Here is a 12,566-nt window from a genome sequence, read left to right on the forward strand (position 1 = left end):
CCGCGAACGTGAGCGGCAGGAACCGGGACGGCCGGGCCCAAGCTCCCGGATGATGACCACGCCGGCGGTGACCACGCCGGCGGTGACCAGGCCGGCGGTGACCACGCCGGCGGTGACCAGGCCGGCCCCGGTCGAAATCGGGGAGAGGCTGAACAGCACGTCGCCGAGGTCCCGGTTGCTCGGCCGGATCACCTCGGCCGCGGCGATGATGAGCTGACCGACGATCGCGCTGGCCAGGCCCACCCGGGCGACGCGGCCGTGGCCACCGGCGGCTGAGAGTGCCAGGGCGCTGCGGCGGTCGTGGGGGTCCGGCACCCGCCGGAGGTGCCCGGCACGCTCCAGGCGGTCAAAGGATCTCAGCCCGCGGCGGACGACAAAAGCAAAGGCAAGAAGGTGTTACCCCTTGCCACTTCTAACATATAGCGCACCCGGGGGCTTGCGGCAAGACCCGGGTCTTGCCGCAGAATCGGCGGCCGGACCAGCACCGACGAGGAATTGGGGGGCCACGACGTGGGTGTGCTGTCGATGTACGGGGGACGCGGCGACCTCGAACCAATGATGTTCGAGGCGCCGGTGATTCGATCGGCCAGTGCGGTGCGACGGAGCACGGCTGACTCGGAGGTATCGCAGTGATCGAGCAGTACGTGTTGGATCTTCAAGAGGTCGATGAGACGCAGGTCGCGGTCGTTGGTGGCAAGGGCGCGCACCTGGGCGGGCTGTCGCGGATCGAAGGCGTACGCGTGCCGGCCGGCTTCTGCGTGACGACGGACGCGTTCCGGCGGATCATGGCCGAAGCGCCGTCGATCGACGATCGGCTCGATCAGCTGTCGCGCCTGAACCCGGACGACCGGGAGGCGATCCGCACGATCAGCGCGGAGATCCGCCGGACCATCGAAGGGATTGCCATCCCGGGCGATCTGGCGGCGGCGATCACCCGCGCGCTCGCCCGGCTCGGCGAGCAAGCTGCCTACGCCGTCCGATCGAGCGCGACGGCGGAGGACCTGCCGACGGCCTCCTTCGCGGGCCAGCAGGACACGTACCTGAACGTCGTGGGGCCGGCCGCAGTCCTCCAGCACGTCAGCCGGTGCTGGGCGTCGCTGTTCACCGAGCGGGCCGTGACCTACCGCCAGCGCAACGGCATCGACCACCGTACGGTCCACATGGCCGTGGTCGTGCAGCGGATGGTCTTCCCGGATGCGGCCGGCATCCTGTTCACGGCCGACCCCGTCACGTCCAACCGGAAGGTCGCCACCGTGGACGCCAGCTTCGGCCTCGGCGAAGCTCTGGTTTCCGGCCTGGTGAACCCGGACGTCTTCAAGGTGCGCGACGGCGAGGTCGTCGCCAAGGCGGTCGCCGCCAAGCAGCGTGCCGTTCACGCCCTGCCGGCTGGCGGTACCCAGGAAGTGGCGATCGACCCGCAGCGGCAGGAGCAGCCGGCGGTTACGGATGCGCAGGTCGTGCGGCTGGTGCAGCTCGGCCGGCGGATCGAAGCGCATTTCGGCTGCCCGCAGGACATCGAATGGTGCCTGGTCGACGATGACTTCCAGATCGTGCAGAGCCGGCCGATCACCACGCTGTTCCCCATCCCCGCGGCCGACGACCAGGAGAACCACATCTATCTCTCCGTTGGTCATCAGCAGATGATGACCGACCCCATGAAGCCCCTGGGGCTCTCCTGCTGGCAGCTGACGGCCATGGCGCCGATGCACGAGGCCGGCGGCAGGCTGTTCGTCGACGTCACCCAGCGCCTGGCCTCGCCCGCGGGCCGCGCCGGCTTCCTAGAGATGGCGGGGAGATCCGATCCGCTGACCAGGGACGCGCTGGAGAACGTCCTCGACCGCCACGACTTCGTCCCGGCGCTCCCGGACGGCGGGCCCGGCGGGCCGCCGGTCGGCGGTGCGTCCGCCCCGATCGAGAACGATCCGGCCATCGTCACCGAGCTGATCGAGCGCAGCCAGGCGTCCATCGCCGCCCTGCGGCACGACATCCGGACGAAGACCGGACCGGCGCTGTTCGAATTCCTGCTGGAGGCCTTCCAGGAGCACAAGCGGGTCCTCAGTGATCCATTGAGCATGCAGGCGATCATGGCGGGGATGGAGGCCACCTGGTGGCTCAACGACCGGCTGCGGGAATGGCTGGGCGAGAAGAACGCGGCCGACATCCTCACGCTGTCCGCCCCCGGTAACGTCACGTCGGAGATGGGCCTGGCGCTGCTCGACGTCGCGGACGTGATCCGCCCGCATCCGGAGGTAGTGGCGTTCCTGCAGGGCGTCGAGGACGACGGCTTCCTGAACGAGCTGCCGAAGTTCGCGGGCGGGACCGAAGCGCGCGACGCCATCGAGGCCTACCTCGACCGGTACGGCATGCGCTGCGTCGGCGAGATCGACATCACGAGGCCGCGCTGGAGCGAACGCCCCGCCACGCTCGTGCCCGTGATCCTCGACAACGTCAGGAACTTCGAGCCGGGCGCCGCCAAGCGGCGCTTCGAGCACGGGCGCCAGGAGGCGCAGAAGAAGGCGCAGGAGGTGCTCGAACGCCTGCGGGCACTGCCGGACGGGGAGCAGAAGGCCGACGAGACCAAGCGGATGATCGACCGGGTCCGGACCTTCATCGGCTACCGGGAATACCCGAAGTACGGCATCGTCAGCCGCTACTTCGTCTACAAGCAGGCCTTGCTCGAAGAGGCCGAGCGCCTCGTGCAGGCCAACGTGCTCGCCGAGAAGGAGGACGTCTTCTACCTCACGTTCCAGGAGCTCCACGACGTCGTGCGCTCGAACCAGGTGGATGACAAGCTGATCCAGCAGCGCAAGGACGCGTTCCGGTCGTACCAGGCGCTCACGCCACCCCGGGTGCTGACATCGGATGGCGAGGTCATCGCCGGGGCGTACCGACGCGACGACGTGCCGCCCGGCGCCCTGATCGGCCTACCGGTCTCCGCCGGGACCATCGAAGGGCGCGCCCGCGTCATCCTGGACATGGCCCAGGCTGATCTCGAACCGGGTGACATCCTCGTCACGGCCCACACGGACCCGAGCTGGACGCCCCTCTTCGTCGCCATCGCCGGCCTGGTGACGGAGGTCGGAGGATTGATGACACACGGCGCAGTGATCGCACGGGAGTACGGCCTGCCAGCTGTCGTCAGCGTGGTAGATGCCACCCGGCTGATTGCCGATGGGCAGCGGATCCGCGTGCACGGAAGCGACGGGTACATCGAGGTCCTGCCCTGACTGACCACGGAGCCTTTCCAACCTCCCACGTCACAAACAGCGTCCCCTGCCCCGCCGGCTACGGCATGCAGCCTCCCGCAGGCGTAGGTGTCAGGGCCCGGCTGCGAGCGCGTCCTGGGCGGCTTGAGCCTGACGTCGACCCGAGAGAGGGTCAGATCCGGCTCAAGCCGTCGCGCAGGAGCCGAATCCACGTGGGAGGCGCGCGACGGCGGGGTCGGCCAGGGTGAGCGCGACCGGGGCACCCGGTACGCCCCGAGGGCCACGTTGGTGCGCTCGCGCACGCCCTTGCGCCGCGCGTTGTCCCGTTGTGGGATCGTCAATCGGTCCGGGTGCGGAGGCCCCGCGCCAGGGTGGGGATCATCACCGCCGCAGGGACGAGGTGTAGCCCGAGGAGGGCGGTGGTGGTGGCGGTGTTTGCCCCGGAGAGGAGGGGCGGGACAAACGAGATCGCGGTCAGCGACACCGCCGTCCACACGAATCGCTCGGCGGGGCGAGCGCTCCAACGAAGAAGAGCGACGGCAATGACGATGCCCACGACCGAGAAGAAGCCGGTCACCACGGCGAACCCGGGCAACGGGATCGTCTCGCCACCATCGGGCACCTTGAAGTCGACGCCAACGGCCTGGGCAAGCGCTGCGGCGAGGGTGGTGGCCACCATCGCTACGAGCGTGGCAATGACGCCGGTGACGGCGAGCCCACGGAGTCGGTGAGTGCGGCTGGTCTCGCCCGATGCCGGGCCTGCGACGACCCCGGTGTCATTCATGCGGTTCATGTCGTTCCTCCATCATCCGGTAACTGGCGTACAGGGTGTGCTGACTGGCATGTGACGGTCCTGGCCCTGGGCGTGGCGATGCGCACCCTCGCCGTGCGACAGCCGGGGTTCCGCAGGGCGCGGACGCCGGTGCCACGGAGCCAGAACCCGGCGTCGCGTCCGAGGACCGGCCCGGGCTCGCCGTCGCGCAGCTCCAGCTGCACCCGCCCGCGGGTGACGACGCCGAACGCGTCGCACCACTCCGCCGCGACCACCGCGACACGCGCGCCACCGCGCAGCGCGAGCGTCCACACCGGGACTACTCCGTGCCGTCCGCCGGCAGGCGGTCCGGCAGCCCGAGCCGCGGGAACTGGTCGTCGTGGAACGTGACGATCTCAGTGATCGCCCCGCCGGTGACGCGCAGGACGTCGATCGTCAGCGGCAGGTATGCGCCCTCCCGCTTCCGCCACAGGTAGAAGGCGACGGCGGGCTGCCGGTTCACGGAGGTGAGGACGGCGCGCATCTGCTTCATGCCCTCGAAGCCGTCCTCGACCCAGTCGTTCACCACCGCGTCGCGGCCGACGTACAGGCCCGGCGTGGGCGGCATCGAGCAGCGGACGTCGTGCCGCAGCAGTGCGGCAAGCCCGTCGATGTCCGTGGCCACGCTGGCGTCGGTATAGCGGCGCACCAGCTCGCGCGTCCCGGCGTCCTCCTCGCCGCCGGTCCAGTCCTGCCGCTCGGCGGGCAGGTGCTCCCGCATGCCGGCGCGGGCCCGCTGCAGCGCGCTGTTCACGGAGTTGACCGAGTCCCCGAGGAGCTCCGCGACGTCCTTCGCCGGCCAGCCGAGCACGTCCCGCAGGATCAGCACGGCCCGCGGGCGCGGGGCGAGGTGCTGGACTGCGACCAGGTACGCCAGCTCGATCGTCTCCCGCGCGACGGCGACGGTCTCCGGCTCGTCCGCGTCGCCCGCGGGCAGCTCGTCGAGCAGCCGGTCCGGGTATGGCTGCAGCCACAGCACCTCGCCGCCGGTCGCAGGCTCCGGGCGGCACTTGGCGAGCAGGTCCAGGCAGGCGTTGGTGGCGATGCGGTACAGCCAGGCCCGGAACGTCGACCGCCCCTCGAAGGTCTCCCGCCGCCGCCAGGCACGGAGGAACGTCTCCTGCACGGTGTCCTCGGCGTCCTCGAACGACCCGAGCATCCGGTAGCAGTGCACGTGCAGCTCCCGCCGGTGCCGCTCCGCCAGCCCCGAGAACGCCGGCTCGTCGACCTCGCCCAGACCGCTCCCGCCCAACCCGCTCACCCCCAGCTCCTCCAGCCGCGTGTCCGCACTCATCACGTCATCCTTCCGCCTCGTCGTGTCCCGCCGTACATGTGACGGGTGCGGGCACGACAACTCATCACTGGGGTCGGTCGGCATGGCTGATCCGGTGGCGGAACACGACGCGCGGTACGGCGAGGAGGGCGCGGGTCCGCCGGAGTGGGCGCGGGTGCGCGACCGCCTGGCGCGTGCCGGGGTCGCCTGGTTCACGACGACGCGGCGGGCATGGACGCATGGGCACGGCACGAGGTCCACCGAAAAGGATGGGCTTGATCTTGGAGCCGAGACCCGGCTCACCTGGGGACATACAGGTGCGACAACTTCGGACAGAGCCGAAATGAGCATCTCCACCGTGGTCGACGGCCAACCGCAATCCGACCCGCCCGCCGCCCGCGAGCACTAGGCGATCAGTTCGGGGAACATGCGGCTGGTCGCGGTCGTGTCAAGTTGGGTGTGCCCGAGAATGGGAGCCTCCCTCTAGTGAGGGAGATGAATCCCCTCGGGATGGGAGGCGTCATGGCGCTCTAGGCGACGATCTTGGTGGTGTGAGAGTTGACGGCAGCCCTCGTTGGGCGTACGGCACGTTCGCGTGGCTGATCTTTTTCGTCGTGTCCCACGTGGTAGCGGTGTTCCTCCCCGGCGACGATCCGACCGGCGACGGACCTTGGGGCCGAAGGGCGTACGTGATCTTCAACATCACTCTCATCCTCATGTCGGCCGTCGGGGCGGCTGTCGTTGTAGCCACCGTCCGGCCATGGGGACGACGCGTCCCTCCGGGGGTGCTCCTCACGCCGCTGTGGTTTGGCAGCGCGCTACTCGTCGTCAGAGGGGTTCCCGGGATGGTCGAAAACCTGCTGATGGTCACCGGCATCCGCCGAGGCGGCTTTGTGGGGGCGGAAGACATCTCCACGGCTGAGCTCTGGGCCGGCCTTGGGATCAACACCTATTTCTTTATTGGCGCCGTGCTGCTCGCCGTGACCACGGTCTCCTACTTCCGCCGATCACGGGGAGACAGTCACGGCTGATTGCCACACCTCCTACAGCCAGGTCATCCGCAACTGCCGCCCAGAGGGCGTTGGTGTCGACCAGGGTCGTGACGCACCGTGAGGTATGACTACCTGTCCTGCTCCTAGTCCGGCGTCGTTTCTCCCGATCATGTCGTGCTTCGCGCGGCGCCCTCCGGGGGTCGACGGCGGCTCAGCCGTGATGATGGTGGCTCGGCAGCGTGCGGGGCACCGACGCTTCGGTTCCGGGCGCCACGATCACGAACTGGCCCATCATGCCCTTGTCCTCGTGCCGGAGGATGTGGCAGTGGTACATGTAGGGCGTCTTCGGGTCGGTGTGGTGCCCGAACTGCACGGCGAGCCGCACCGTCGACTTGCCAGGGATGAACACCGTGTCCTTCGGGCCCTGCAGGTATGCCGGCGGCTGCCTCCCGTCGACGTCCAGGATGCGGAATGCCACCTCATGTATGTGGAAGTTGTGGGCGTAGACGGTGTTCTCGACGTGCCAGATCTCGGTCGCTTCCGCGGGCACCACCTCGTCGATGCGGGTCATGTCCATCTCCCGCCCGTTGATCGCGTCACTGCCGTTGAGCCGGAACTTGCGCTCCCGAGCGCCGGCGGGTGCCTCGATGCGCGGGCTCGCGGCCAGCCGCTGCGGCACCGACGGCTCTGGCTTGAGCTGGTCCGCCGCGACGAACTTCAGCAGGTCGTAGTCTCCTTCGTCGATGCCGTTGTCGCCGGCGACGCTGCGCAGCACGACCTCGTCGCGCGGCTCGAACTCGACCAGGACCTCCAGCCGCTCCCCTGGACTCAGCTGCACGGCGTCGACCGCCACCGGCGCCGCCAATAGGCCGGCGTCGGTGCCGATGACGTGGAACCGTCGCCGGTCGGCAAACTCAACGTTGTACATCCGCGCGCTCGATCCATTGAGGATGCGCAGTCGCACCAGCGCCGTGGTCACCTCGAAGAAGGGGTCGTAGACCCCGTTGACCAGGATCTGGTCGCCCATGAGACCCCACGTCGGCTTGGGGTCTTCCTGCAGCACGCCGTTCGCGTCGAGGATCTTGTCCTGCAGGATGAGCGGGACGTCGTCCACCCCGTAAGTCGAAGGCAGGCCCAGGGCGGCCGTCGCCGGGTCATCGACGAGAAAGAGGCCCGCCAGCCCGCGGTACACGTGCTTGGCGGTGCTGCCGTGCGGATGCGGGTGATACCAGGAGGTAGCGGCCGGCTGGTCGATCCTCCAGTGCGGGGACCAGGTGGCACCCGGTTGGATCATCTGGTGCGGGCCGCCATCCATCACCGCAGGCAGCCGCATGCCATGCCAGTGGACCGTACTCGGCTCGCCGAGCTGGTTGTGCACGCGCATCGCGACGCGGTCACCACGCGTCGCGCGGATCGTCGGGCCGAGGAAGGCGCCATTGAAACCCCACGTCGTAGTCGGCTTGCCTTGGAGCAACTCCACCTGCCCGGCTCGCATCGTCAACGAAAACAGCTTCGTGCCGTCCGCCGCAACGGCCGGCTCCAGCAACGGCGGCACCCTAAGCCGGTCGGCGAAGGCCAGCGTGCCGGAGTTTCCCTTCGAACCCACACCCGGGCTACCGCAACCGGCGAGTGCGGCCAGTCCGGCGAACAAAAAAAGATCACGGCGCTTCATGCAGATGATCATTCCCAGCCCGACGGAGCGCTACAACGGGGATCCGACCCCGGTAGCACCCTGACAGCCCGACGCGGTAAGCCCCTACTGGGCCCGTCGGCGTCCCTAGATCAGGCACAGGTGGTGGGAGCGACATGCCCTGACGTCGTGAGTACCCATGATGTCCACGCCGCCGGCGTCAGGCTTCACCGCCGCAGGCACCCGGCCGGCCACGCCGGCGACCGCCAAGAGGGCTGGGGCTCCCGGCGCGACGCTGGCGTGCAGCGCGGCGGCTGACCGGACCAGGGAACTGGCCGATCTCGGCCGGGTCGGAGCCGTGCGGCAATGCCGCTGATCGTCATCTGCCAGTGTGCGGTGGCGCGACGGGGAGTTGGACCGTGACGCAGAGCCCCCCAGCGGGGCGCGGGATGAGAGTGAGGGTTCCGCCGTGTGCCTGGGTGATGCTCTTCACGATTGCCAGGCCGAGGCCGACACCTGCATGGTCACCGCGGATACGTGCGGTGCCGCGCTGGAACGGTTCGGTGAGTGTCGAGACGAACAGCGGGCTGAGCTTCTCGCCGGTGTTTTCGACAGTGAGCACCACAGTCTTGGGATGAAGGCTGGTCGTGACCCACACGGTGCCCTGTTCCGCCAGGTTGTGGACGATCGCGTTGTGCATGAGGTTCGTAGCCATCTGCAGCAGGAGCGCGTGTGAACCGATGGTGGGGGTGATGTCGCCGGAGGTCTCGATGGTGAGGCCGCGTTTTTCTGCGAGCGGGAGAAGCGTTTCAGTGGCCTCTTCCGCTATGAGGGACAGGTCGACGTATTCTCGGGTGAAGGACCGCTGGTCGGCGCGGCTGAGCAGGAGCAATGCTTCAGTGAGGTCGATCGCTCGGGTGTTGACGAAGTGGAGGCGGTCGACAAGTTCCCCGGTGTCGCGGTTCAGATCGTTGCGGGCCACGTCGAGAAGTGTCTGCGTGATCGCCAGCGGGGTGCGCAGCTCGTGCGAGGCGTTGGCTGCGAATCTCTGCTGTTCGGCGACGTGCGCTTCGAGCCGCGCGAGCATGGTGTCGAAGGCGTCGGCGAGTTCGCGGAATTCATCTTTGCGGCCTTCCAACTGGATCCGGTGGGAGAGTGATCCGTTCGCGGCCAGGCGTGTGGCATGTGTGATGCGAGCCAGGGGCGCGAGCATGCTGCCGGCGAGGATCCATCCTCCCAGGAGGCCGAACACCAGCAGGAACGCCAGCACTGCGGCCGCCGCCGGGGCGAAGGCGCGCACCAGGTCGGCCTTGAGGGTTCGGATCCCACCGAGGGTGTGGATCACCTCGGGTACGTAACGCAGCAGGAACACCCACACCGCGGCGAGCAGCAGGGCACCTGCAAGCATGAGGAATCCCGCGTAGCTGAGGGTGAGTTTGAGGCGAACGCTCAAACCAGGCGCCCTATCCACTGTCCCCGCCCCCACGACCGATGCCGGATGCTGTGTCGATGCGGTAGCCGACGCCGGCCACGGTGGCGATGATCCCGGGTTCGCCGAGCCGTTTGCGCAATGCCGAGACGGTAATGCGCACGGCATTGGTGAAGGGATCGGCGTTCTCATCCCACGCTCGCTCCAAGAGTTCTTCGGCGCTGACGACACCGCCTTCGGCAGCGACGAGGACCTCGAGCACGGCAAACTGCTTCCTGGTCAGCGCGACGTACCGGCCGTCCCGGTAGACCTCCCGGCGGAACGGATCCAGACGCAGACCTGCGATCTCCCGCACAGGCGGCCTGTTGTGCGCGCGCCTGCGGTCGAGCGCTCTGAGCCTGAGTACGAGTTCTCGGAGCTCGAACGGCTTCGTGAGGTAGTCGTCGGCGCCGAGCCCGAACCCGGAGGCCTTGTCGTCAAGCCGGTCGGCAGCAGTGAGCATCAGGATCGGCATGCCGCTGCCGGAAGCGACGATGTGTTCGGCGATCTCGTCACCGGAGGGCCCGGGAATGTCGCGGTCGAGGACGGCAATGTCGTAGGCGTTGATGCTCAACAGTTCCAGAGCGGTGTCGCCGTCACCGGCGATGTCAGCCGCGATCGCTTCCAGGCGCAGCCCATCGCGGATGGCCTCTGCCATGTAGGGCTCGTCCTCAACGACCAACACACGCATGCTGACGATGCTACGAGCCGGCGCATATCGTCGGCATACCGAAAACCACATACGGGCTGACAACAAGGCCCTGCCTTGACTGACAGCATGAGTCAAATCACAGCAGCACGAACAAAGGCCCGCAGGGGGCCCACCGCCGTCGGCCTGATCGTCGTCGCGGCCGCGATCATCGGAACCCTCGTCTACCAGTCAACATCGTCAGCGGCGCCTTCTCTCAGCGAAATCCTTCGCGGCGACCACCGTACCGCTACCGCGGCTGACGGCGCACTCCCTGGCGCCGTGACAGTATTTGATGACGACTATCCCGGCGTAACCAACCTCGACCCGGATCTGCTCCAAGCCCTGCGTAAGGCGGCAACGGATGCCGCTCACGACAGCATCCAGTTCTACATCAACAGTGGCTGGCGTTCCCCCGAATACCAGAAACAGCTTCTTCGTGAGGCGGTCTCGAAATACGGCTCGGAAAAGGAGGCCGCCCGATGGGTCGCCACCCCGGACACCTCTCCTCACGTTTCCGGGGACGCGGCCGACCTCGGCCCCTCAAAAACCACCGAGTGGCTGTCAGAAAACGGCGCCGAATACGGGCTGTGCCAGGTCTACGGCAACGAGCCCTGGCACTACGAACTGCGCCCCCATGCGATCGATCGTGGCTGCCCTCCCATGTATGTCGACCCCACACGCGATCCGAGGATGCGGCAGTAACCGGCGCTGTCGCCCGGCCCCATGGAACACGTCGTGGACATCGTCGAGCACTCGACGCAAGTGCCCACAAGGGCTACCAGCCCACCCGGACGGGGAGGCTGGACGGTCTACGACCGCCCGACGAGGAATCCGCGAGCATGCCCCTAGCTAGCCGTGCCGCTGCTCGGCGAGCAGTCCGTAGATCAGAGTGTCCGCCCACTCGCCTTTCATCCAGTAGTCCTGGCGCAGGTGCGCTTCCTTGACCATGCCCACACGTTGGCACAGTCGCGCCGATGCCTCGTTGCGCGCATCGAGTCGAGCAATTACCCGGTGCATGCCGCAGTGCTCGAAGGCCACGTCGATGAGCGCTCGAACTGCCTCTGTGGCAAACCCGCGGCCCGACATCGACGGGTGGAAAATCCAGCCCATCTCGCCCCGAGACAGCGTCTCGTCGGCCGGCCACAGAACAACATCGCCGACGACCTCGCCCTTGTGCTCGACCACCAGCGCCAGAGCGGACTCGATCCCGGTTACACCCGAACGGTTGATGCGCTTGACGACCTGCTCGGCCGCCTGCTCGCGCGACCACGGTTCCCATGGAACGTAGCGAGCAACCAGCGGGTCGCCGTAGTAGGCGAGCAAGGCATCCACGTCATCCACCCGGTACTGACGTAGAAGCAGTCGGTCGGTACGAATCGGTAACGCCAGCTCAGACATGTCCCCCAACTCACCTTCCCTGACCATGACGTGATCGCGGCCACCATACGGATTCGTGCCAACGACCCGCCCAGAGGACACCGCACCCCGCCCCGACCTCGCCGCCGCGCCAGCGTAGCCCGGGGATGTCAAGGTCCGCTTGACGCCGCCGACCGGAGGGCGTCGCTCAAAGCATCGCCACTGGCACCAGTCGCAGGGCCTCAACGCCATCAAGGCGTTCAATCTCGGGCAGCCCGGTCCCATCCTTCCCGTTCAAGGGAAGTTGGAGCCGCAGCGAAGCGCGCGTCACCTGCGAGTTGAGTTGCGTGGCAAGATCGCCCTTGCCTCGGCACTGCTTGCGCAGGCGCTCATAGGCGGCGTCGCGGTCTTCGAACTGGATCGACTCCGCGTGGGGTAGCGCCCGGACGGCCTCCTCAACGGCGGCTCGCTGCTCTGCCGTAGCCGCCGGTTCCAGCCGGAAGATCGCCCCGATCCGCGACGGGAGGGGATCAACATCGGCGATCTTGAGCACAGCCCATTCGACGCCGTCGACCGTACCCATCACCAGTTCGACTGCCTCGGCGACCGACGCGTCCGTGACAGTCGCGCGAAAGGACTCCGGCAGGTGCTCCGGATCCAGATCCGCCAGCAGGTCGGGCGAGTCCTTCCGCAGTTTTTCGTAGGCCTGATCGCGGGTCTCGAAGGCGACGCCCTCCACGCTTGGCATCGCGCGTAGCCGTTGCTCCACCACACTTTTTTGCGCTGCCGTCACATCCTGGTCCAGCAGAACGGTCAACGTTGTTGGCCCGGCTTCCTGCGGCTGGGAGGTGCAAGCGGACAAAGCGGCCAGGAGCAAGAAAGCCAATACCGGCGCGACGCGACGCATGGGTCAAAATCGTAGGTGGGCGCGAGGCATCGAGTGATCCCAGGGCCGTGGCGGGCTTGCCCGATCCGTGCCCGATGCAACGAGGTTAGGCACCTTCCAACTGACCGCGCCCCCTATCGGGGTCGACGAGGACCAGGCCTAGTACGGCAGCCGCCATTGGCGGTCTGACCTGGCGGGATGCGGTGGGGGTGTGCGGGGTGTGCGAAGTGGACGCAGCCGCCTGCCGATCATG

At 67.8% G+C, this 12,566-nt stretch carries 11 protein-coding genes; 4 read left to right on the forward strand and 7 right to left on the reverse strand.

All coding sequences use genetic code 11. The features are described from left to right. Nucleotides 1-52 precede the first annotated feature (52 nt). A complete protein-coding gene (locus ACFYM6_RS18320) occupies nucleotides 53-217 on the forward strand; it encodes a hypothetical protein (protein WP_387276850.1) in 165 nt (54 codons plus the stop codon). A 412-nt stretch (nucleotides 218-629) separates the two neighbouring features. After that, nucleotides 630-3,227 carry a rifamycin-inactivating phosphotransferase gene (gene rph, locus ACFYM6_RS18325; protein WP_387276853.1) on the forward strand — a complete coding sequence of 866 codons (2,598 nt, stop codon included), beginning with the start codon at nucleotides 630-632 and terminating at the stop codon, nucleotides 3,225-3,227. 316 nt (nucleotides 3,228-3,543) lie between these two features. On the opposite strand, the gene ACFYM6_RS18330 is transcribed toward rph, so the two are convergent. Further along, nucleotides 3,544-3,999: a DUF6069 family protein gene (locus tag ACFYM6_RS18330; protein WP_387276855.1), complete on the reverse strand. Its 456-nt coding sequence runs from the start codon at nucleotides 3,997-3,999 to the stop codon at nucleotides 3,544-3,546. Nucleotides 4,000-4,297: 298 nt separating this feature from the next. Further along, the gene (locus ACFYM6_RS18335; RefSeq protein ID WP_387276857.1) at nucleotides 4,298-5,311 is read right to left on the reverse strand and encodes an RNA polymerase subunit sigma-70; all 1,014 of its coding nucleotides are present in this window, start codon (nucleotides 5,309-5,311) and stop codon (nucleotides 4,298-4,300) included. Between the two features lie 530 nt (nucleotides 5,312-5,841). On the opposite strand from ACFYM6_RS18335, the gene ACFYM6_RS18340 reads away from it, so the two are divergent. Then, nucleotides 5,842-6,321: a hypothetical protein gene (locus ACFYM6_RS18340; protein WP_387276859.1), complete on the forward strand. Its 480-nt coding sequence runs from the start codon at nucleotides 5,842-5,844 to the stop codon at nucleotides 6,319-6,321. A 172-nt stretch (nucleotides 6,322-6,493) separates the two neighbouring features. On the opposite strand, the gene ACFYM6_RS18345 is transcribed toward ACFYM6_RS18340, so the two are convergent. The 3 genes from ACFYM6_RS18345 to ACFYM6_RS18355 all read right to left on the reverse strand — a co-directional run bounded on the left by ACFYM6_RS18345 (nucleotide 6,494) and on the right by ACFYM6_RS18355 (nucleotide 10,071). Further along, nucleotides 6,494-7,954, reverse strand: a complete 1,461-nt coding sequence (locus ACFYM6_RS18345) for a multicopper oxidase family protein (RefSeq protein ID WP_387276861.1) — start codon at nucleotides 7,952-7,954, stop codon at nucleotides 6,494-6,496. Nucleotides 7,955-8,291: 337 nt separating this feature from the next. Then, nucleotides 8,292-9,365 (reverse strand): sensor histidine kinase, encoded by a 1,074-nt coding sequence (locus tag ACFYM6_RS18350; RefSeq protein WP_387276863.1) that lies wholly within the window; start codon nucleotides 9,363-9,365, stop codon nucleotides 8,292-8,294. 10 nt (nucleotides 9,366-9,375) lie between these two features. Then, entirely contained in the window at nucleotides 9,376-10,071 is a 696-nt protein-coding gene (locus ACFYM6_RS18355; protein ID WP_387276865.1) for a response regulator transcription factor, read from the reverse strand. Nucleotides 10,072-10,146: 75 nt separating this feature from the next. Here ACFYM6_RS18355 and ACFYM6_RS18360 point away from each other — a divergent pair, with 75 nt between their 5' ends. Then, entirely contained in the window at nucleotides 10,147-10,773 is a 627-nt protein-coding gene (locus ACFYM6_RS18360; protein ID WP_387276867.1) for a D-alanyl-D-alanine carboxypeptidase family protein, read from the forward strand. Between the two features lie 147 nt (nucleotides 10,774-10,920). On the opposite strand, the gene ACFYM6_RS18365 is transcribed toward ACFYM6_RS18360, so the two are convergent. Both ACFYM6_RS18365 and ACFYM6_RS18370 read right to left on the reverse strand, forming a co-directional pair. Beyond that, entirely contained in the window at nucleotides 10,921-11,469 is a 549-nt protein-coding gene (locus ACFYM6_RS18365; RefSeq protein WP_387276869.1) for a GNAT family N-acetyltransferase, read from the reverse strand. 166 nt (nucleotides 11,470-11,635) lie between these two features. Further along, nucleotides 11,636-12,334, reverse strand: coding sequence for a permease-like cell division protein FtsX (locus ACFYM6_RS18370; protein ID WP_387276871.1), 699 nt, complete (start codon nucleotides 12,332-12,334; stop codon nucleotides 11,636-11,638). Between the last annotated feature and the right edge of the window lie 232 nt (nucleotides 12,335-12,566).

It is taken from the genome of Micromonospora sp. NPDC006431 (genome assembly GCF_042870725.1).
In the GTDB taxonomy this organism is placed as follows: domain Bacteria; phylum Actinomycetota; class Actinomycetes; order Mycobacteriales; family Micromonosporaceae; genus Micromonospora.